Origin of the sequence: Microbacterium sp. 20-116 (assembly GCF_041079415.1) — a bacterium.
In the GTDB taxonomy this organism is placed as follows: Bacteria; Actinomycetota; Actinomycetes; order Actinomycetales; family Microbacteriaceae; genus Microbacterium.
Genome location: NZ_JBFYGP010000004.1, coordinates 41,610 through 62,553 on the forward strand (window position 1 = coordinate 41,610; position 20,944 = coordinate 62,553).

22 protein-coding genes are annotated in these 20,944 nt (G+C 67.5%); 20 read left to right on the forward strand and 2 right to left on the reverse strand.

Going from position 1 to position 20,944, the window contains the following annotated elements; genetic code table 11:
• The first annotated feature begins 8 nt into the window (after window positions 1-8).
• The 17 genes from AB6V29_RS09485 to AB6V29_RS09565 all read left to right on the forward strand — a co-directional run bounded on the left by AB6V29_RS09485 (window position 9) and on the right by AB6V29_RS09565 (window position 15,815).
• A complete protein-coding gene (locus AB6V29_RS09485; RefSeq protein WP_369358264.1) occupies window positions 9-1,001 on the forward strand; it encodes a DUF4872 domain-containing protein in 993 nt (330 codons plus the stop codon).
• A complete protein-coding gene (locus AB6V29_RS09490; protein WP_369358265.1) occupies window positions 998-1,600 on the forward strand; it encodes a 4'-phosphopantetheinyl transferase superfamily protein in 603 nt (200 codons plus the stop codon). Before AB6V29_RS09485 ends, AB6V29_RS09490 begins: the two co-directional genes overlap by 4 nt.
• Window positions 1,597-2,784, forward strand: a complete 1,188-nt coding sequence (locus tag AB6V29_RS09495) for an ABC transporter permease (protein WP_369358267.1) — start codon at window positions 1,597-1,599, stop codon at window positions 2,782-2,784. Before AB6V29_RS09490 ends, AB6V29_RS09495 begins: the two co-directional genes overlap by 4 nt.
• Before the next feature lie 62 nt (window positions 2,785-2,846).
• Complete coding sequence (locus AB6V29_RS09500) at window positions 2,847-3,263, forward strand: thioesterase family protein (RefSeq protein ID WP_295832255.1); 417 nt, start codon at window positions 2,847-2,849, stop codon at window positions 3,261-3,263.
• Window positions 3,250-4,692, forward strand: coding sequence for a phytoene desaturase family protein (locus tag AB6V29_RS09505; protein ID WP_369358269.1), 1,443 nt, complete (start codon window positions 3,250-3,252; stop codon window positions 4,690-4,692). The genes AB6V29_RS09500 and AB6V29_RS09505 overlap by 14 nt, the downstream gene beginning before the upstream one ends.
• On the forward strand, window positions 4,689-5,777 hold the full coding sequence (locus tag AB6V29_RS09510; RefSeq protein WP_180993373.1) for a beta-ketoacyl synthase N-terminal-like domain-containing protein: 1,089 nt from the start codon (window positions 4,689-4,691) through the stop codon (window positions 5,775-5,777). Before AB6V29_RS09505 ends, AB6V29_RS09510 begins: the two co-directional genes overlap by 4 nt.
• A 5-nt stretch (window positions 5,778-5,782) precedes the next feature.
• Window positions 5,783-6,523 carry a 3-oxoacyl-ACP reductase FabG gene (gene fabG, locus AB6V29_RS09515; RefSeq protein ID WP_258027863.1) on the forward strand — a complete coding sequence of 247 codons (741 nt, stop codon included), beginning with the start codon at window positions 5,783-5,785 and terminating at the stop codon, window positions 6,521-6,523.
• Window positions 6,524-6,531: 8 nt separating this feature from the next.
• Entirely contained in the window at window positions 6,532-6,978 is a 447-nt protein-coding gene (fabZ, locus tag AB6V29_RS09520; RefSeq protein WP_369358582.1) for a 3-hydroxyacyl-ACP dehydratase FabZ, read from the forward strand.
• On the forward strand, window positions 6,975-7,670 hold the full coding sequence (locus AB6V29_RS09525; RefSeq protein ID WP_369358271.1) for an ABC transporter ATP-binding protein: 696 nt from the start codon (window positions 6,975-6,977) through the stop codon (window positions 7,668-7,670). Before fabZ ends, AB6V29_RS09525 begins: the two co-directional genes overlap by 4 nt.
• A complete protein-coding gene (locus AB6V29_RS09530) occupies window positions 7,667-8,377 on the forward strand; it encodes a flavodoxin family protein (RefSeq protein WP_103206620.1) in 711 nt (236 codons plus the stop codon). The genes AB6V29_RS09525 and AB6V29_RS09530 overlap by 4 nt, the downstream gene beginning before the upstream one ends.
• A 49-nt stretch (window positions 8,378-8,426) precedes the next feature.
• On the forward strand, window positions 8,427-9,635 hold the full coding sequence (locus AB6V29_RS09535) for an ABC transporter permease (protein ID WP_369358273.1): 1,209 nt from the start codon (window positions 8,427-8,429) through the stop codon (window positions 9,633-9,635).
• Between the two features lie 34 nt (window positions 9,636-9,669).
• A complete protein-coding gene (locus AB6V29_RS09540) occupies window positions 9,670-11,142 on the forward strand; it encodes a carotenoid oxygenase family protein (RefSeq protein ID WP_369358275.1) in 1,473 nt (490 codons plus the stop codon).
• 49 nt (window positions 11,143-11,191) lie between these two features.
• Window positions 11,192-12,091, forward strand: coding sequence for an ABC transporter ATP-binding protein (locus tag AB6V29_RS09545; protein ID WP_141375225.1), 900 nt, complete (start codon window positions 11,192-11,194; stop codon window positions 12,089-12,091).
• Entirely contained in the window at window positions 12,088-12,966 is an 879-nt protein-coding gene (locus AB6V29_RS09550) for an ABC transporter permease (RefSeq protein WP_103206617.1), read from the forward strand. Before AB6V29_RS09545 ends, AB6V29_RS09550 begins: the two co-directional genes overlap by 4 nt.
• Entirely contained in the window at window positions 12,939-15,050 is a 2,112-nt protein-coding gene (locus tag AB6V29_RS09555; RefSeq protein WP_369358279.1) for a GNAT family N-acetyltransferase, read from the forward strand. The genes AB6V29_RS09550 and AB6V29_RS09555 overlap by 28 nt, the downstream gene beginning before the upstream one ends.
• 10 nt (window positions 15,051-15,060) lie before the next feature.
• A complete protein-coding gene (locus tag AB6V29_RS09560) occupies window positions 15,061-15,411 on the forward strand; it encodes a hypothetical protein (RefSeq protein WP_369358281.1) in 351 nt (116 codons plus the stop codon).
• Entirely contained in the window at window positions 15,408-15,815 is a 408-nt protein-coding gene (locus AB6V29_RS09565; protein WP_307315332.1) for an ASCH domain-containing protein, read from the forward strand. The genes AB6V29_RS09560 and AB6V29_RS09565 overlap by 4 nt, the downstream gene beginning before the upstream one ends.
• Window positions 15,816-15,824: 9 nt before the next feature.
• Here AB6V29_RS09565 and AB6V29_RS09570 read toward each other — a convergent pair whose 3' ends face one another.
• Complete coding sequence (locus tag AB6V29_RS09570; protein WP_369358285.1) at window positions 15,825-16,232, reverse strand: RidA family protein; 408 nt, start codon at window positions 16,230-16,232, stop codon at window positions 15,825-15,827.
• Window positions 16,233-16,408: 176 nt separating this feature from the next.
• On the opposite strand from AB6V29_RS09570, the gene sucC reads away from it, so the two are divergent.
• Both sucC and sucD read left to right on the forward strand, forming a co-directional pair.
• On the forward strand, window positions 16,409-17,572 hold the full coding sequence (sucC, locus tag AB6V29_RS09575; RefSeq protein ID WP_369358287.1) for an ADP-forming succinate--CoA ligase subunit beta: 1,164 nt from the start codon (window positions 16,409-16,411) through the stop codon (window positions 17,570-17,572).
• Window positions 17,573-17,589: 17 nt separating this feature from the next.
• Window positions 17,590-18,492 carry a succinate--CoA ligase subunit alpha gene (sucD, locus tag AB6V29_RS09580; RefSeq protein WP_369358289.1) on the forward strand — a complete coding sequence of 301 codons (903 nt, stop codon included), beginning with the start codon at window positions 17,590-17,592 and terminating at the stop codon, window positions 18,490-18,492.
• A gap of 397 nt (window positions 18,493-18,889) precedes the next feature.
• Here the strand turns inward: sucD and AB6V29_RS09585 are convergent, their stop codons facing one another.
• Window positions 18,890-20,341, reverse strand: a complete 1,452-nt coding sequence (locus AB6V29_RS09585; protein ID WP_267786262.1) for an NCS2 family permease — start codon at window positions 20,339-20,341, stop codon at window positions 18,890-18,892.
• Between the two features lie 66 nt (window positions 20,342-20,407).
• On the opposite strand from AB6V29_RS09585, the gene AB6V29_RS09590 reads away from it, so the two are divergent.
• On the forward strand, window positions 20,408-20,845 hold the full coding sequence (locus tag AB6V29_RS09590; protein WP_369358291.1) for a nitroreductase family deazaflavin-dependent oxidoreductase: 438 nt from the start codon (window positions 20,408-20,410) through the stop codon (window positions 20,843-20,845).
• The last annotated feature ends 99 nt before the right edge of the window (window positions 20,846-20,944 follow it).

Here is a 20,944-nt window from a genome sequence, read left to right on the forward strand (position 1 = left end):
TCTCGACCATGATCAGAAACGCGTTCCTCGGGACGGAGTTCGTCTTCGATGAAGAGCTCGCGTACGTCATCGGCGGCGGACTCGGGCTGCTGTTCCACCGCGACGGCGACACCTACTACATCAACAGTCGCATTCACGACCTCGAGCACTTCTTCGCGCGACGAACGGGCTCGCGCATCGAGTTCGTCTCCCACGCCACGGCGGACGCGATGCTGGCCCGCACCCGTGAGTGGGCAGACGCGGGCACGCTCCCGTACCTGTACTGCGAAGCGCGAGAACTGTCGACTTTCCGCGGCGTGCTTCCCTGGGAGGAGGTCCACGCCTTCGGCGAGCACGCGTTGCCGGTGCGGTCGGTCTCGGCGGCCGGCTCGTTGCTCGTGAACGACTACCTGTGGGCGCATCCGATCGCGATGGACGCGGAGGAGGTCGCGACGGCGGCGGCGATGCCGAGTGACGGTGCGATCTCGATGGCCTGCCCTGCCCGCCGATTCGCGGTCGGCCGGCTCATCCCGCCCGAGCACGTGCCCGACGTCCGCGAGGTACTCGCCCTGTCCCTCGTCGAGAGCGCTGAGCTCTTCCTCAACCCCGCGAACAACAGCCAGGGGGAGCGGGCTCTCAAGGCCTTCGAGCGAGAACTGGCATCGATGCCCGACACGGTGACTCCCCTCGTCATGCAGGTCGAGCTGGTGTCGATGGCGACGACGCTGGAGAAGATCGGTTCCGGGGGCGGCGCCGGGCGGCACCTGTTCGCACGGGGTCTCCGGGCCGCCTCGACGCACCTGGACAACGGCCGTCTCGCGGCGATCGCTACGGAGTACGCCGCCCTCGGCGGGAGGTGGCGTGCACTCGCTCGGGGCATGCGCGCCCACGCCGCACAGCAGGATCCGCGCGTCGGATGGGCGAGCGTGATCACCGCGGTGCGCGAGATCCGGCGGCGCGAGGTCATCGCCGTCACCGAACTGCTGCGCGTCAGCTCCGCTCTCCTGGGGGAGGCCGCGTGATCGTCGCACAGTGGATCGATCGCTCCGAGTACGGCGCGGGTGGACGGCCGTTGCGCCGTGCGGCCGGTCGGGCGCTGCTCTCGGACACGGCACGACTTCTGGGGCTCGGCGGACTGCGGGTACGCCGTCGTCCCGGCCAACGACCCGAGGCCGAGACTCCCGGCGTCTGGTTCTCGATGTCGCACACGGGCGACCTGACGGTGTGCGCCGTGGCGACGAGCAACGTGGCCATCGATATCGAGCAGCAGAATGCGCGACGGGAGCGTCGCATGGTGAGCGGTCCACCGGTCCGCTTCTTCACTGCAGCGGAGCGGGAGCTCATCGCACGCGACCCCTCTCGCCTGCTTCCCGTCTTCACGGCCAAGGAGGCGTGGGCGAAGTATCTCGGCCTCGGCCTCGCCCTCGGGTTCGGCAGCTTCGATGAGGCCAGCGTTGTCGCTCGCGACCCGGGTGTCGAGTTCACGCGGGTTTTCATCGACGGCACGGTAGGCACCGCGGTCCACAGGGCGGGAGAGGGCCTCGTCATCCGCCGGCGATCGCTGCGCCCGGAACAGCTCGCGGCGGGGGCCGACATCGATCGAGCGGAGCGGGCGCGATGATCGGAATCGCCGTACGAGACGTGGTCCACTACCGGCGTGAGACGGTCGGCGTCGTCGCGCAGGTGGCCGTGGGTATCGCGCTCTTCGTCATCGCGCTGTCGTTCGTCGCAGCGATCGGGCAGAACGCGGATCGACTGCTCTTCGGCACCGTCGGGGCGCCCTGGCTCGTGCAGCCGGCAACGCGCGATGACGTCCTCTCGGTCGACGCACACGAGATGTCGGACATCGCCGCTGCCGTGGGGGCGACGTCCGTCCATTCGCGCCTGGATCTGAGTGCCAACCTCGAGAGCCCCTCGGCCTCCCCGGATCGGCCGGCGAGCGCATCCGTGACTCTCGTCGGCGCGGACCTGGCAGCCGAACGCACGCTGGCCGAGAACTTCGGACTCCCTCCAGAGCCGCTCGGCGCCGATCGCATCGTGCTCACCGACACCGTCGCCCGGCAACTCGGAGTCGCCTCTGGTGACGTGCTCGTCATCTCGATCGGCGCTGCGCGGCTCACGTACACCGTCGACGCGGTGGTCACGGCATCCACACCCAGCTTCACCCTCGAGAGCTGGGTGCTCGTCGATCGAGAGTCGCTCGCCCGGAAAGTCTTCGGCGACGCCGACCGAGCCAACGAATTGCTGATCGATGCACCGCAGACCAGCACCGTCCGCTCCGAGATCGACGCCGCAACCGCCGGCCTCGGCTGCGCGACCACACTCTCCCTCTGGTCGGACACGATGTGGTCGTCCCTCATGCTCGGACCGGCGATCTGGGGTGTCGTGCTCGTCGCGGCGTCGACCTTCACCTTCTTGATCATCTGCATCGGCTTGACCTCGCTCGTCTACTCCGCCTTGCTCGCCCGCGTCGCAGACATCGCCGTGCTGAAGACAGCAGGAGCCCGATCGAGTGCGCTGGGGCGGATGTACCTGACCGAGGTCGTCGCCCAGTACGTGATCGGCTACGTCGTCGGCGGCATCCTGGCCGCGGTCCTGATCGCCGGCGCGAATGCCGTCGGTTTCACCTCGACCGACCAGGCGTTCACCTTTGTGGTCGGGGCGACGACTCTGTCCTTCGCGCCGACGTGGTGGGCGTTCCTCGCTCCGCTCGGCATCGGCTTCGTCCTGACCGTCGCCGTGCTCTGGTTCCCCATCCGTTCGCTGTGCCGGTACCCGGTGCTCGACCTCCTGGAGATTCGATGACCGCATCACGGATCGCGCCGCCGAACGAGATCAGGTTCTCGGTCCGTTTCGCCGAAACGGACATGGCCCGCGTCTACCATCACAGCAACACGTTCGTGTGGTTCGAGGCCGGCCGCTTCGCGCTCATCGAAAAGATGATCGGCGGACAGCCGATGATCGAGGTCGACGGGGTACCGATCTTCGCCCCCGTCACGAAGACTCGTGTCTCGTTCACGGGCTTCGCCAGGTTCGGCGACGAGCTGCGGCTCGAGACCTTCATCAAGCCGCAGGAGACCACGAAGCTCGTCTTCTACTACCGACTGACGAAAGTCGTTGACGGAGCCACCGTCGCCCTCGGGACGACCGAACACGTCACTCTCGTGGAGGGCGGGAGATTCCTCTTCCGCTGGCCGGAGGCGGTCGGGGAGAAGATGAAGACGTTCTTCTTCGAGAATCCCGGCGTGGTGACCGACGGGCGGGGTTTCGATGCGAAGCTCTGACGTCGTGGTCGTCGGCGCCGGAATGGCCGGTCTCGTCGCCGCGGCGCGAATGCTCCACCACGGTCACCGCGTCGTCGTCGTGGAGCGCACCGGTCAGGCGGGCGGTTACTTCGGCGGCTTCGAGAACGAGGCGGGAGACCGATTCGATCTGGCCGTCTCGCATCTCCTCGGCGGAGGGGAAGGCGAGTCCCTCGCTCGCTTGCTCGCGTCACTCGACCTGAGTGCCGCGGTGGAGTTGGAACCGTTCGACATCGCTGACATCCTCACGATCGGCGAGCGGCGTATCGAAATGCCGATCGGACTGGACCGACTCCAGAAGGAGCTCGCGCGAGAGTTCCCGGCATCCGTCGACGACCTGGCCCGCTTCTTCGACTTCCTGCGGTCGTTTCTCAGCGACGACTCAGCAGATCCTCGCGAACGCGGACGCTTCATGATGCGCCATCACCGTCGCGGGTTCGAGGAGTTCTGCCGGGAGACGATCACCGACCCCGAGCTGCGGACGGCCCTGGCGATGAGGATCCAGTGCGACGACTCATCGCTGCTGGTCATGGCCGGATTCATCACCGAGTGCTACGGCAAGGGGATGGTGTATCCGCGCGGCGGTGTGCGGAACCTCGTCGAATCGATCGTGGACCGCCTGCGGAGCGCAGGCTGCGAGATCATCTTCGACTCCTCGATGACGAACCTGGTCATCGAGGGCAGCCGAGCGAGCGGGGTCGTTCTCGCCGACGGCACGGTGCGACGCGCGGACGTGGTGTTCTTCACCGGGGACGCCCCGAGCCTCGGCGCCCTGCTGGAACGTCACGGTCTCGCCGGCATCGACGCGGGCGGCCGGAGACGAGGGCACTCGTCGCTGAGCCTCTTCCACACTCTCGCCGGCGTCGATCTGACACGCTTCGGTCGTGCCGCGCGTCACTACGTGACTGCGTCGACCGACGTCTTCGAGACCTACCGCGTTCTCGAAACAGGTGCCCTGCCCGAGCACCCGGTCATCAAGGTGCACGTCGTCACCAACATCGATCGCACCGTCGCCGCCCCCGGTCGAGACCTCGTGCGGATCGAGGTCGACATGTACCACGATCCCGACCTCCACGATGCGGATTTCTATGCGGAGTACGCAGACCGCATCGAGGCGACGCTCGCCGGCACGCTCCTGCCCGAACTGCGAACGAGCAGCGTCTATCGACGCATCGTCACACCCATCGACTACGCCGAGTGGTTCGGACACATGGGAGGGTCGGCGACGGGGTGGGCGCACGACGTCGACAACTACATGGTTCGGCGCATCAGCCAGAGGACGAGCCTCGAGAACCTTTTCATCACGGGCCAATGGGGGGAGCACGGCTCGGGATTGCCGCAGCTGATCGCCTCTGCCGACCGGTCCGTCTCCCTCGCGCAACAGCAGCTGAGAAAGCGAGAAAGAGCATGAACGAGCCCCTGGCGATCACCGGCGTCGGCGCGATCTCGTCGCTGGGCCTGTCGGCGAGAGAGCACGCGAAAGACCACGAGAACTGGATCTTCGCCGATGTCGACACGGTGGAGGCCACGTCCTCCGGTTCGATCGGGCACTCGGTCCGTGAGGTGCCGGCGGGGTTCCGGATCCGGGACTACGTCACGTCGGTGGGTCTGCGGCGCAAGCAGAGGTTCAGCCAGCTCGCGATGGCAGCGGCCGTCGACGCGTTCGCGGGGGCCCACTTCGCCGAGCTTCCCGCCGACGCGGAACGGATCGGGATCGTCGCGAACACCGAGTACGGACCGCAGCGGGTCGTCAGCGACTATCTCGACGGCCTGCTCGGGGGCGGGCTCATGAACGCGAGCCCCGCACTGTTCACGCAGACCGTCTACAACGTCGCCAACGGCCAGGCCAGTCTCGCGCTCGGTCTGAAGGGTGCGAACTCGACCCTCGTCGGCGGTTCCGCGGTCGCTTACGGAGCGCAGCTGATCGAGACGGGCAAGGCCGACGCGATCTTCGCGATGTCGCTCGACGAGACGAACGAGATCATGACGGACCACTTCGATGCCGCCGCTTCGGACCTCGACCGCGAGCTTCCCTTCAGCACGGGCGAAGCGGCCGCTGTCGTGGTCCTCGAATCCCCGCGATCGGCCGGGCGACGCGGTGCCGAGCCCATCGCGCACCTCCTCGGGCTCTCCCTCGCCTCGGCGACGAGTGCCGGCGTCAGTTACGTGGACTGGCCGGAGAACGACGACACGATCGCGCACACGATGCGGGCAGCCCTCGGCGATGCGGGACTCGGGGTGGGCGACGTGGACATCGTCGTCGGTACAGCGAACGGACTCGGCGCCATCACCCGGAACGAGATCGCTGCGATCCGGGGGATCGGACACCGAGGTCCTATCGCCCTGCCCCGACTCCTTGCCGGCGAATGCTTCGGCGGCAACGAGGCGCTGGCCCACGTGCTCGCTCTGTCCGCAGCCGAACCCGGCCAGACATTGCTGGTGACGGTATCGACGGTGAACGGCGGCGTCACCTCCGCCCTCGTGAGAAAGGCCTGATCTCAATGCAAGACGCACGAGTGTGTGTGACAGGGGCGACGCGCGGGATCGGCCTCGCGATCGCTGAACGATTCCTCGCGGACGGCGCATCTGTCGCCGTGAACTATCGCAGTGACCGTCCGGAGACCCTCGCCGTTCTGGACCGGCTCGAGAAAGAGCACCCCGGTCGGGTCCTTCCGGTCCGAGCCGATATCTCGTCGTTCGACGAGGTGAAGCGCATGTTCCAGCAGATCAAAGCCGCGTGGGGAGGCCTCGATGTGCAAGTGAACAACGCCGGTCACGCGCAGGACTCTTTCGCGCTCATGATGAGCGAGGACGCCTGGCGATCGGTCGTCGACACGGATCTCTCCGGCACATTCGCGTGCGCCAAGCAGGCCGCGTGGCTCATGGCGGCGCAGAGGTCGGGAACGATCGTCAACATCTCCTCCGTGAGCGCCATCACCAGCCCCGCGGGTCAGGCGAACTACGCGGCAGCCAAAGCCGGGGTTGTCGCCTTCTCGCGGACGCTCGCCAAGGAACTCGCGCGCATGAACATCCGCGTCAATGTGATCGCTCCGGGGTTCGTCGAAACGGAGATGCTCGATCAGCTGCCGTCGGCGATGAAAGACGAGTATCTGGCGCTCATCCCCGACCGGCGATTCGGGAGTGCGGAGGAGATCGCCAACGCCGTCTTCTTTCTCGCGAGCCCTGCGGCTTCGTACATCAACGGGCACTGCCTCGTCGTGGACGGGGGCTTGACCGCATGACCGGGCCGATGAAGGCTCCCCGCTCCGCCCCCGTCACCGCCTCTCAGATCATGGAACGGTTGCCGCATCGTCATCCGTTTCTCCTCCTCGATCGCGTCGACGAGCTCGTTCCTGATGTGCGGATCGTCGCCATCAAGAACGTGACGATCAACGAGCCGTACTTCGCCGGACATTTCCCCAGCAACCCGATCATGCCCGGCGTGATGATCATCGAGGCGCTCGCGCAGACGGGCGGCCTGCTCTTCGACATCGGGGGCCGTCTCTGCGTGCTGGCTCGGATCGACGCAGCGCGATTCCGGGGGGTCGTGCGCCCGGGTGACCGGCTCATCCTGACGGCCGACAATCTCGCCCGCCGTGCATCGATGGGCAAGGTGCGTGCGGCCGCCACCGTCGATGGGCGCACCGTCGCGAGCGCCGAGATCAGCTACAGCTTCGTCGAGGGGGCGTCCTCGTGATCGTCGTCGACCATCTCCATCGCACCTATGGCGACGGCCCCGATCTTCTGCACGCGAATCGCGACATCTCTCTTCACGTCTCCTCGGGTGAGTTCGTCGTGCTCGCGGGACCGTCCGGGTCGGGCAAGACCACGCTCCTCAACATCATCGGCGGTCTCGATACCGCATCGTCGGGATCGGTTCGGGTCGACGACGTGGAGGTGACGGCCCTGTCGCCCCGAGCGCTCGCCGACTTCCGCCGTGACCGCGTCGGATATGTGTTCCAGCGGTCGAACCTCGTCTCATCGCTCTCGGTGTACGACAACGCGGTGTTGCAGCTCCGGCTGCAGAAGAGGTTGACCCGTGCGGCGCGTGAGCGTACCCGTGCCCTCCTCGACGCGGTCGGGCTCGGCGACAAGCTCGACGCGCTCCCCGCGCAGCTATCGGGCGGGCAGCAGCAGCGCGCGGCCATCATCCGCGCGGTCGCGAGCGATACCGCTCTGGTCGTGGCGGATGAGCCGACGGCGAGTCTCGACTCGGTGAGCGCCGACGGGGTTCTCCGGCTCTTACGTCGGCTCAACGACGAGCACGGCGTGACGATCCTCGTCTCGTCTCACGACGACCGTGTGATCGAGACGGGGCGACGCGTGATCCACCTGACCGACGGTGCGATCGTCTCGGATTCGGGAGTCCCCAGCGGAGGTGGGTCGTGAAGATCGTCGCCGTCCACTCGAGCCCGAGGCCGAACACCCTGAGTCACACGCGGGTGCTGCTTTCCGCCGTGCGGGATTACCTGCTCGGTCGTCGACCCGACTGGTCGTTCGACGACATCGCCCTGTGGGAACGAAGAATCTCGGTGTGCGACGGCAATGGGCGATGCTTCCGCACGGACGGCTGTGTGTTCGACGACGACGTGGAACGGATCATCGAGCAGATGCTCGATGCAGACGGCGTGATCCTGGCGAGTCCGAACTACTGCGCCAACGTGAACTCGACAATGATGACCTTCGTCGAGAGAACGACGCGCCTGAGCCACCGCCGACTGCTCGCGGGAAAGGGAGCGTTGGCGTTGTCGACGTCCGCGAGTCCGGTCGATTCCACTCATGCCTCGGACTATCTCCGACGAGTGCTCGGCAGCTACGGTGCGAGCGTCGTCGAGGCGTACAACGTCGGAAGCCCGATGATCGTCTTCGACTATGGCGACTCGGAGCACGGCCGGATGATGCGCCGTCGCGTCGACGACTTCATCGACGCGGTCTCCGATCCATCGCGACATGTTCCGGATGAGAACTTCGGTGTCGATGTGCGGCAGCAGCTGCGCGACAACCCCGAGTTCACGAGGCGGCTGTTCCGCAGCGATGCCGCTTACTTCGCTGCATCCGAACGTCGGGAGGCAGCCGCTCATGGCTCGGACCGATGACTCGTCCTCGCGTCGCGGACACGCAGGCTCCGGCGAGCGAGGAGCGGGTGTGACGGCGCGCTACATCCTGTTCATGGCGTTCGCGATGATCCGCGCCGATCGGCGAACGGTCCGGACCTTCTCGAGCGTGGCCGTTGCGACGCTCGGCCTTCTGCTTTCCTTCGCCGCCATCAACGGCATGGGCACGATGATGACGCAGTCCGCGAAGGACCTCATCAGCGGTGATGTGTCCGGCTTCGCCCCGGGCTACCGGTACTCGATGCTCAACCCCGCGACCGACGTGGTCTCGTACCTCGACGACGCCGGTGGGCAGTTGGTCTCGGATCTGCGGCGATCGACGGGAGTCACCGACGTCCGGCCGAGGATCACGGCGGGTGCGCAGCTCTCGGCGCGAGGGACCGATACCGGCGTCGTCGTGGTCGGATCGGACACCGCGGCAGAGGGCTATGTGCTCCTTGCGGGCTCGGCACCGAGGGGAGCCGGGGAGGTGTGCATCAATCAGCGGCAACGCGACGACCTCGGCCTCGCGGTCGGCGACACTCTGACGCTGTCCGTCGCGGGCGCGCCGGAGTCCAACGCCTCGACGCCGGTGCGGGTGTCGTGCGTATACGACAACAGTCGGTTCGGCCTGTTCCGCTCCAGCTTCATCGTGATGGACGTCGCCGGCGTGCAGCAGATCCTCCAACGTCCCCACGCGCTGACACAAGTGCTTCTCACGGTGGTGCCGGGGGTCGACGCAGCGGCCGAGACGACGGCGTTGGCGACCCGGTTCCCGGGGGTCGCCTTCTTCACCGCGCGAGACACCGCCGGGCTCATCTTCGGGATCCGGGCGGCCCAACGCACGACCATGTGGGCGCTCGTCGGCGTGATGGCGCTGATCTGCGCGGTGCTCGTCGCGAACGTCGTCGCTTTCGCGCTCCGACGGCAGCGCGGCGAGATCGCCACGATGCGGGCGATGGGCTTCGGGGCGAACGCGGTGCGCGCGGTGTACGCCGCACAGACGTTGATCGTCGGAGCCTCGATGATCGCGGTCGGAACGATCGTGTCGATCGTGAGCGTCGTGATATGCGGGGTGATCGGCATCCCGATCGGGAGTGGCGTGCAACTGTTCGGAGAACGCACGCTTCGGCCGTGGCTCGGCATCGGCGATGTAGCCGTCACCGCCGCGGTGATGCTGATCGCCCTGCTCCTCGGGAACGTCCTCTCCACCCGGAGGATGTTGCGCCTGTCGCCGGTCGCGATCGCTCGCGACGTCTGATCCGCCGTCCATGAACCGAGAGAAGACCGCACCCATGGCTCGTCTGTCGCCTTACCGCCGTGGCCACTTCGCGCCCGTTCGGGAGGAGGTGACCGCCTTAGATCTGCCGGTCACGGGCATCATTCCCGAAGACCTCGACGGGCGTTACCTGCGTAACGGCCCCAACCCGCTCGGTGTCGAGCATCCGCGTTTTCACTACTACCTCGGCGCCGGGATGATCCACGGAGTCCGCATCTCCGGCGGCCGCGCCGAGTGGTATCGCAATCGATGGGTCCGGCAGGCTCCGGTGTCTCGCGCGCTGAGGGAGCCGCGGCGCACCTACCGAGTTTTGGGAGGGATGGATGCCGCATCGAACATCAACGTGATCGGCCACGCGGGAAGGACCCTTTCCCTCACAGAGGGGGGAACACTCCCGTTCGAGCTCACGGACGAACTGGACACTGTCGGGCCATGCGACTTCGAGGGTGATCTGCACGGGGCGATGTCTGCTCATCCGAAGGTCGACCCGGTCACCGGCGACCTCCACAGCCTCGGCTACTTCGCGGGGTCGTTCACGGTGGACTACACCGTGGTCGCGGCAACGGGGGCGGTGGTCCGTAGCGAGAGCATCGAGCTCCCGCATGCGACGATGATGCACGATTTCGCGCTGACACCGAGCTACCTCGTCCTCATGGATCTGCCGGTGACCTTCCATGCGCTGTCGGCCGTCGCGGGCGACCCGTTCCCCTTCCGATGGAACCCGAGGGCGGTGGCGCGGCTGGGTCTCCTGCGACGCGGGAGCTCCGAGGCGGAGCCGAAGTGGTTCGAGATCGAGCCCGTGTGGGTCTACCACACCGTCAACGCGTACGACACGTCGAGTGGCATCGTCCTCGACGTCGTGACGCACCCATCCATGTTCCGCGGACGCACGGGGGAGATCAGCGGTCACGGGACTCCGTCGCTCGAACGCTTCACGATCGACACGCGTACGGGTCGAGTGAGGCGAGAGATTCTCGACGATCGCCCGCAGGAGTTCCCCCGTGTCGATGATCGCGTTCTCGGGCGTCCGCACCGATTCGTCTACACCGCGAGCGCCGCCGCGTTCGTCGACACGTGGAGGCCGCGAGAGCTCGACACGATCGCGGACGCCGAGTTCGACAACGTCCTGTTCCGGCACGACCTCCTGGGCGGTCGTACCCAGCGGCGGAGCTTCCCCCGGGACGCGGCGATCGGAGAGGCGGTGTTCGTGGCGCGACGCGGGGGGACGGGCGCCGAAGACGACGGCTACGTGCTCAGTTACGTGCACGAGCCCGGGAGGGGAGCCAGCGACCTCGTGATCCTGTCCGCCGCCGACTTCGAGGGCGACGAACTGGCACGGGTCCATCTGCCCGCGCGCGTACCGCTCGGGCTCCATGGCAACTGGATCCCGACGGAAGAGCGCGCCGCCGCAGCGCTCTCCGACGGGGGAGCGACCGCAGTGGACGCGCACGACGTGGCCACTCCGCCCGTCCCGGAGACGGGCCCGTGAGGACGGGACGGCGCCGCGGATGCACGGGGAGAGGGAAGAAGGAGCGCTCATGTCGATAGAGGTCGTCAATCTCTGCAAGGACTACGGGGGACGGCGCGCTGTGCACGACGTGTCCTTTTCTGTGCCGTCGGGTTCCGTCTTCGCGTTCCTCGGGGAGAACGGCGCGGGTAAGTCGACGACGATCGGCTGCATCACGACCACGCTCGCGCCGACGTCGGGCGTGATCTCGGTCAGCGGCTACGACGTGGAGCATCACCCGCACGACGTTCGTGCGAGCATCGGAGCCGTCTTCCAGTCCTCCCTTCTCGACCCTCTGCTCTCCGTGCGCGAGAATCTCGCGGTCCGAGCCGGTTTCTACGGACTCGACACGCGCGAGGCGGGTCGCCGTATCGGAACGCTATCCGATCTCGTCGGACTCGGCTCATTCCTCGAACGGCGCTACGGGACGCTGTCCGGCGGTCAGAAGCGGCGGGCGGACATCGCCCGTGCGCTCGTGCACGAGCCGCGTGTGCTCTTCCTCGACGAGCCCACCGCCGGTCTCGACCCTCAGTCCCGGGAGAGGATCTGGGCGACGATCCACGAGTTGCGCGCGACCGCCGGGACGACGGTCTTCCTCACGACGCATTACATGGAGGAGACCGAGAACGCCGATCGCGTGTGCATCATCGATCGGGGGCGGATCATCGCCGGGGGGACGCCTGCGCAACTGCGCTCTCGATACAGCTCCAGCATCCTCACCGTGCGGTCCGAGGACCACGCCGGGGTGATCGCCGCGTGCCGCACCCGGGGGATCGATGTCCGTGCGGTGGGTGCTGATCTCGTGATCCCGATGGCGTCGTCGCAGACAGCCAAGGAGCTCCTCGCGGTCCTTCCGATCGACGACTTCGAATTTCGCCACGGAACGATGGACGACGTGTTCCTCACTCTCGTCGGGGGAGCGGACGCATGAGGAGCATCGCCGTGCTGACGACTCGCAACCTCCGCGTGTTCTTTCGAGATCGCGTCGGAGTGTTCTTCTCCTTGCTCTCCGCGCTCATCCTCATCGCGCTCTATGCTCTCTTCCTCGGCGGCATCCAAGTCGACAGCCTCGAAGCGCGGTTCCCGACGGCTCCGGATGCCGATGTCCGGTGGTTCGTGAACTCCTGGGTGTTCGCGGGCATCACCATGATCACCACGTTGACGACGTCGATCGCTGCGCTCGGCGTCTTCGTGGACGACAACGTCTCGGGCCGCTTTCGCGACTTCATCGTTTCGCCTATTCGCCGGACCCATCTCATCCTCGGGTACATGATCGCGGGTTTCACGGTCTCCGTCGTGATGACCTCGATCATCATCGCCATCGGCCAGGTGTACCTTCTGACCCAGGGCGACGAGTTGCTGAGCCCCGCCAATGCGGGCGAGACCTGGGGGGCCGTTCTTCTCTCGAGCGCCGCGTTCTCGGCGCTCGCCGCTTTCGCGGTGACGTTCCTGCGGTCCGCGGGAGCATTCACCGCCCTGTCGACCGTCGTCGGGTCGTTGATCGGGTTCTTCTCGGGCGCGTATGTTCCCGCGGGCACCCTGCCGACGTCCGTTGTCGATGGCATCAACCTCCTCCCGTTCGCGCAGGCGGCCATGCTCATCAGACGCCCCTATACCGAGCAGGCGCTCGTCGCGCTCGTCGGGGGACAGGAGGAAACGGCACGCGCCCTTCGCGAGTTCTACGGGATGTCGGCCTCGGTCGGCGGGTTCGCGGTCAGCGCCGGCGTCGCGGTGGGCACGCTCGTGATGGTCGCCGTCGTCTTCGCCTGTCTCGGTGCGTGGCGGTTGTCGCGGACCATCCGGTGATCGTCGTGGTCGACATCCGTGTGTTCGATCCGGTCCGCGACGCGCACCGAGTAGCGGCGTTCTACAACGAAGAGGGGTACGGCCCCATCGCTTCGGGCCGTGCGGCCACCGCCGGCATCCTCCTCGACATCCTCACCGAACGCGCCGTGAAGCTGTTCATCGTGGCGGAGCAGCACGGCAGGATCGTCGGGACCCTCGGGTACGCCAGGATGTCCGGTCGCCGCGTCGCCCCGGACGGGCAGCTCTTCGCCGTGATGTTCTTCGTCAGCCCCTCCCTGCGCGCCGGTTTCCTCGTCGGTCGGTTGTTCAACGATTCCTTTGCGCGTTTCGCCGACCTCGGTGCGCGATCCCTGCGCGTCGAAGTCGATCCCGCGAATCGTCGGGCTTTCCCCCTCTACGTCCGTATCGGGTTCCGACTGGTCGGTGACGGACGCCCTGACGAGGACGGCTATCTCGAACTCGTCAACCATCTGCCGGGTGTGGCGGCCGCGCTCCAGCCCGAACGATCATCGGTGTCGGGCCCCTCTCGGTTCAGTGCCCAGACGATCAGGGAGGCGCGCAGGCAGACCCTGACCAGTGGCGTCGGACGAGATCGAACGGGCGAACCGACGATCTCGTACCACCTCGAGATCGATGGTCGTCCGGTCTCCGCGGTGACCCACGCCGACACCGGAGAGATCCTGTCGGCCACCGTCGGGGGACTCCGGATCGACGGTCGGCGGATCGGCGCGGAGCCCCTCGCCGGTGACTCCCCCGCAGAGGTGGTCCATCCCCTGCCCGGCGGCTTCTCCGCGGTGCTGCAGACTGCGGACGGCGCGATTCGCATCGAGCATCCCCGTCATCTCGGTCCGCTCGCCCTGGATCCGTTCCCCGTGGATCGGCGCATTCCGGCCGGGGTCCGTCGTCCGGCGGCACGGATGGTCACGAGCACCGTGGAGGATCAGCGGTGGATCTCTACCGATGGAGAGATCGTGAGGACCGTCGAGTTCGCACGGGGAGGGCTCGACGTCGCGGTGACGCATCGCGACGGGGAGCGCATCGCGATCTTCCCGTGGTCGGGGTTCCGGGCGGCAACGTTGACGGTCACGTCGCCGTCGGTTGATTCCCCCGCCTCGGCGCATTACATCCGTGGTGTGTGGCCCCGCGATCTCACGGATTTCGAGGCGGCCGCAGAGGATGTCTGCGAGGCGCAGGGTACTCAGGCGGTGTGGATCGAGACGTTGACGGGGCTCGAGCTGCGGATCGAGGTGCATTCCCCCGGACAGTGGCGGATCGAGGGTCCTCATCTTGCTCGCGTCTGCGCCGAGGCGTCGCTGAACTACAGGTATGTTCCCCGAAACGGGTCCGTCTCCGCCATCGCTGCGCGGTCGAGGAACGACGCTCGACGTGGGCGCGAGTCCACGGACCTCCCCGATACCCGTTGTCACGCGCGAGACTCGCCCGTCCGTGTCGAGGCCGCTGCTCGTTGTTCCGCCGCCGATGCCGTCGCCGTCGATGTGAACGAGGGCGTCATGGAATGGAGACTCGGCGGTGTGAGCATTGTGGAGGCGGCACCGCCGGATCGTCGGCTCGGCCCCCTGAGCGGGTTCCGCTCGTCGATGTGGTTCGCGCTGCAGCCCAGCCGGTACGACCCTGATGCGGGTGCGGTTTGGGCTCCGCCCGACCCGCGTCTGAGCTACGGAACCGGGATCGACGAATGGTGGGTCGAACCATGCTCGGGTTCGCATCTCATCCTTCGCGCGCGCGCGCGACGTGCGGGGTCGAGAACGAGCGAGCTCGTCGTGTATCTCGCGGTGCCGGATGCGGAAGCAGAACTCTGGGACCCCGAACAGGGGTGGTATGCGGAGAGCGCAAGCGGATCCACCTGGCGAGCGTGGACGACGCGATGTCGTATGCATACCCCTCACGGAGTGATGGAGATCGAACCGATGGTGGGTCTCTTCCCCGAGATTATGGTGAGACGGGGGTCATTCGGCGTCGTCCTGGCGATGCACTCGCAGACCGACCTCCTCGGAGTCGAGGCGGCGTGGCACGTGCGTTTCATCGCTCGCGCGTCCGCCTCATCCGCGCCGGCCGATGGGTGAGGCGCTCCGGGTGGCACAGGATGCCGCCCGCGCGGCGTCGTCACCCCGCCCGCTGTCGATCGCGGTCGTCCCGAGCCAGACGACCGCCGGGACGTGCGCTCGCGCCTCGACGGCCCCACCCGGGATCGCGTACCGTCGACGCGTGACGAACGGGATCTTCAGCTCGGTGAGATGTGAGACCGAGGTGCGGGAGACCGAGACGCCGTACGTCGACCAGCGGAACATCCACTTCTCCGTCAACCGGTGCGGCTTCCACATCGTCGAGTTCTTTCACCCCGGGCAGCGCCCCGAGGCCGGGAGCGAGGGGGATCACCCCGGCCCCGACCGTATGTTCCGGTTCGAGAAGCGGATGCCGGTATGACCGGCGACCTGCCCCCGATCGAGTTCATGTTCCCCGGGGCGGGACGCGACCGGATCGTCGCGGCGATCCGCGCGGGGGAGAAGACGGCGACCAGCTCGCTCGTGCGGGAGTATCTCGTCGCGGGGGAGCCGTTGCCGGCGGTCGGGGATCGGGGCGCCGTGGTCGACTCGGCCGGTGAGCCGGTGTGCGTCATCGAGACGACCGGGGTAGAGATCGTCGCTCTGCGGGACGTCTCGCTCGCCCATGCGCTCGACGAGGGCGAGGGGTACGCGTCCGTCTCGGATTGGCGCCGCGGTCACGTGCGGTTCTGGACCTCGGATGCCATGCGTGAAGAGCTCGGGAGCGCCTTCGTCGTTGACGACGACACGTCGGTGGTGTTGGAGCGGTTCGCGGTCGTGGGGTGATCCTCGCGGTCAGTCGACGACCGCGGCGACCGCCTCGATCTCGACCAGCTGATCGTCGTAGCCGAGGACGGTGACGCCCATCAGCGTGCTCGGCACGTCGTGGTCGCCGAAGGCGTCGCGCACGACCTCCCACGCGGTGACGAGATCGGCCTGACGGGTGGATGCCACGAGCACGCGCGTGCTGATCACGTCGGTGAGCTCCGCGCCGGCTGCGCGCAGCGCGACCGTCATCGTTTCGACGCACTTCGCCGCCTGCGCCGCGTAGTCGCCGACTCCGGCGGTCGAGCCGTCGTCGTTCAGCGGACACAATCCGGCGAGGAAGATCAGTCGGGCGTCGGCCGGAGCGGTGGCGGCGTAGGCGTACTCGGCGGCGTCCGACAGGGCGGCGGCGCGGATGAGGGTGACGGCGGAGGGCATGGGGGCTCCGGACGGCGAGGCGAATGTCGGGGGTCATCGCCAGACTAGGCGCATGCCTCTCTTCAAGGGTCGGGGGTCTTCAGCCCCGTCTAGTAGGGTTGTCGACTGGCGAAGATCTCTTGATATCGAGAGAGTTCGCCTCCTCCCACCACCGATCGCCCAGCGAAGGATTGTCCGTGGATCTCTACGAGTACCAGGCACGTGACCTGTTCGAAAAGTACGAGGTGCCGGTACTCGCCGGCATCATCGCCGACACCCCTGAGGAGGCGAAGGCGGCCGCTGAGAAGCTCGGTGGCGTTGTCGTCGTCAAGGCTCAGGTCAAGACCGGAGGCCGCGGCAAGGCCGGCGGCGTGAAGGTCGCGAAGACCCCCGACGAGGCGTTCGAGGCGGCCCAGGCCATTCTCGGTCTCGACATCAAGGGCCACGTCGTCAAGCGCGTCATGGTCGCCGCAGGCGCCCGCATCGCCAAGGAGTTCTACTTCTCGGTGCTGCTCGACCGTGCCAACCGCTCCTACCTCTCGCTCTCGAGCGTCGAGGGCGGCATGGAGATCGAAGAGCTCGCCGTCGAGCGTCCCGAGGCGCTCGCGCGCATCGAGGTCGACCCGATCGAGGGCATCACGCCCGAGAAGGCCCTCGAGGTCGCCAAGGCCGCGAAGTTCGACGACGAGCTGGCTCCGAAGGTCGCCGACGTCTTCGTCAAGCTCTTCAACGTCTACAAGGGCGAGGACGCCACCCTCGTCGAGGTGAACCCGCTCATCCAGAGCGAAGACGGCGACATCATCGCCCTCGACGGCAAGGTCTCGCTCGACGAGAACGCCGGCTTCCGCCACCCCGACCACGAGGCGCTGGAAGACAAGGACGCGGCCGACCCGCTCGAGGCCAAGGCCAAGCAGCACGACCTCAACTACGTCAAGCTCGACGGTCAGGTCGGCATCATCGGCAACGGCGCGGGTCTGGTCATGTCGACCCTCGACGTCGTCGCGTACGCCGGTGAGAAGCACAACGGCGTCAAGCCCGCCAACTTCCTCGACATCGGTGGCGGCGCCTCGGCGACGGTCATGGCCGCCGGCCTCGACGTCATCCTCGGCGACGAGCAGGTCAAGAGCGTCTTCGTCAACGTCTTCGGCGGCATCACCTCGTGTGTCGCCGTGGCCGAGGGCATCGTCAAGGCTCTCGAGATCCTCGGCGACGCCGCGACCAAGCCGCTCGTCGTCCGCCTCGACGGCAACCAGGTCGAAGAGGGTCGTCAGATCCTCGCCGCCGCCAACCACCCGCTCGTCACCCTCGCCGCCGGTATGGACGAGGGCGCCGACAAGGCCGCCGAACTGGCCAACGCGTAAGGGATAGGGACAGAAACATGTCGATCTACCTCAACAAGGACTCCAAGGTCATCGTCCAGGGCATCACCGGCGGCGAGGGCACCAAGCACACCGCCCTCATGCTCAAGGCCGGCACCCAGGTCGTCGGTGGCGTGAACGCCCGCAAGGCCGGCACCACGGTCTCGCACAAGGACGCGTCCGGCAACGACGTCGAGCTCCCCGTCTTCGCCTCGGTCGAAGAGGCCATCCGCGAGACCGGCGCCGACGTGTCGATCGCGTTCGTGCCCCCGGCCTTCACGAAGGACGCGATGGTCGAGGCCATCGACGCCGAGATCCCCCTCCTCGTCGTGATCACCGAGGGCGTGCCCGTCGGCGACACCGCCGAGGCGTGGGCGTACTCGAAGGCCAAGGGCGAGAAGACCCGCATCATCGGCCCGAACTGCCCCGGCATCATCACGCCCGGCGAGGCACTCGTGGGTATCACGCCCGCGAACATCACCGGCAAGGGCTCCATCGGCCTCGTTTCGAAGTCGGGCACCCTGACGTACCAGATGATGTTCGAGCTGCGCGACCTCGGCTTCTCGACCGCCATCGGCATCGGCGGCGACCCGGTCATCGGCACCACGCACATCGACGCCCTCGCGGCGTTCGAGGCCGACCCCGAGACCAAGGCCATCGTCATGATCGGTGAGATCGGTGGAGACGCCGAAGAGCGCGCCGCCGACTTCATCAAGGCGAACGTCACCAAGCCGGTCGTCGGCTACGTCGCGGGCTTCACCGCTCCCGAGGGCAAGACCATGGGCCACGCCGGCGCCATCGTCTCCGGCTCCGCCGGTACCGCCCAGGCGAAGAAGGAGGCCCTCGAGGCCGCCGGAGTCAAGGTCGGCAAGACGCCGTCCGAGGCCGCCGCCCTGATGCGCGAGATCATCGAGAGCCTGTAAGCAGCACTCTCTGCGGGGCCCGGATGCCATGGCATCCGGGCCCTTTCGCATGTCCGGCGGGGGCGGGGTGCGCTCGGCCTCGCGCGCGGCTGGGTTGCGTGCGCGCGACGACGGGCCGCGAGATCACGTGACTCCGCCGAGAACACATGCCCCGGCGTGTGCGCTCGCCCCGATCACGTGATCTCGGCGGCCGGGCCTGGGCTTCCCGCGCGAGGTCACGTGATATGACAGCGGGGCGGCGCCGCCGGGGCCGCATTGCGCGCCGTGCGGAGCACCGCAACAGAGAAATTGCGCGCCGTGCGGAGCACCGCGACAGAGAAGTTGCGCGCCGTGCGGAGCACCGCGACAGAGAAGGGCCCGGATGCCGTGGCATCCGGGCCCCTCGGTCGCACAGGCGTCAGCCGAGCAGGGCCTCGACCGGACCGCGGGCGAAGAAGACCACGAAGCCGGCGGCGACGATCCACAGCAGCGGGCTGATGCGACGCGCGCGACCCGACAGTGACTGGATCAGCACCCAGCTGACGAAGCCCGCGCCGATGCCGTTGGCGATCGAGTACGTCAGGGGCATCACGGTGACGGTGAGGAAGACGGGGATGAGCACCGACATGTCGCTGAGGTCGACGTGGCGGATCTGCGCCATCATCAGCGCACCGACGATGACGAGGGCCGCGGCGGCGATCTCGGTGGGGACGATGCTCGTCAGCGGGGTGAAGAACATCGCGAGCAGGAACAGCGCGCCGGTGACGACGTTGGCGAGCCCGGTGCGGGCGCCCTCGCCGATGCCGGAGCCCGACTCGATGAACACGGTGTTCGACGACGACGAGGTCGCGCCGCCCGCCACCGCGCCGATGCCCTCGATCACCAGGGCCGAGCGCAGTCGCGGGAAGGTGCCGTCGGGGGCGGCGAGGCCCGCCTCGCGGGAGAGGCCGGTCATCGTGCCCATCGCGTCGAAGAAGTTCGTGAAGACGAGGGTGAAGACGAGCATGAGGGCCGCGAGCACGCCGATGCGACCGAAAGAGCCGACCAGGTCGACCTGGCCGACCAGCGACAGGTCGGGGAGGCTCACCCACTGCGCGGGCAGCGTCGGAACGCTCAGGCCCCAGCCGCCGGGGTTGCCGTCGGCCTTGGCGCCGAGGCCCGTGACGGCCTGAACGATGACCGCGATCACCGTGCCCGAGAGCAGACCGATCAGCAGCGCGGCCTTGACCTTGCGCACCAGCAGCACGGCGGTGATGACGAGGGTCAGCACGAACAGTGCGGTGGGGATCGTCGTGATCGAGCCGCCGACACCAAGGCCGACCGGGGGCGAGCTGAGCCCGGTCGAGGTGACCAGGCCGCTGTCGACGAAGCCGATGAAGGCGATGAACAGACCGATGCCGACCGTGATCGCGGTCTTCAGGGCGAGGGGCACCGCCTCGAAGATCATGCGGCGAAGGCCCGTGACCGCCAGCAGCACGATGATGAGGCCGTTGATGACGACGAGGCCCATGGCCTCGGGCCAGGTGACCTGCCCGACGATGCCGACCGCGAGGAACGAGTTGATCCCGAGGCCCGCGGCGAACGCGAACGGCAGGCGCGTGACCAGACCGAACAACATCGTCATGACACCCGCGGTGAGCGCGGTGACGGCCGCGACCTGCGAGAAGCCGAGAGCGTTGCCGGCGACGTCGGGCGTGCCCGAGAGGATGATCGGGTTCAGGATGACGATGTACGCCATCGTGACGAAGGTGACGACGCCGCCGCGGATCTCTCCGCCGACGGTCGAGCCGCGGGCGGTGATCTCGAAGAAGCGGTCGAGGCCGTTCTTCGGTTCGGGGACGGCCGTGGTCTCGGGAGCGGAAGCGCTCATGAAGGCTCCAGGAAAAAGGGGGAGGGGCTAGACCGGAGGGGAAGACGCCGACGTATCGTGTGAGCTATGTCACTCTCAGGCGAGTATCTACCCAGCACCAGCGAATGGGCCCGTCAGCAGGCGGAAACCTTCGAAGCCACGGGGGGCAAGGAGTCCGCCGACATGCGGGGCGTACCCATCATCGTCCTCACCACCGTCGGGGCCAAAACCGGCGGGCTGCGCAAGACCGCCCTCATGCGCGTCGAGCACGACGGAAAGTACGCGGTCGTGGCATCCAAGGGTGGGGCTCCCGAGCACCCCGCGTGGTTCTACAACCTGGTGAAGAACCCCCGCGTGGCCCTGCAGGACGGCGAGACGAAGAAGGAGTACGACGCGCACCAGGCCGAGGGCGCCGAGCGCGAGGAGTGGTGGGGCTACGCGACCGAGGTCTGGCCCGACTACGACGAGTACCAGAAGAAGACCGACCGCCGTATCGAGCTGTTCGTGCTCGAGCCGGTCGACTGACACCGGTCCGTGGCGCCCGTCGCCACCCGGTCGATCGGCATCGAGTGTCCAAAACACCCGGACGTCGCGAAAATTCGTCCGGGTGTTTTGGACACTCAG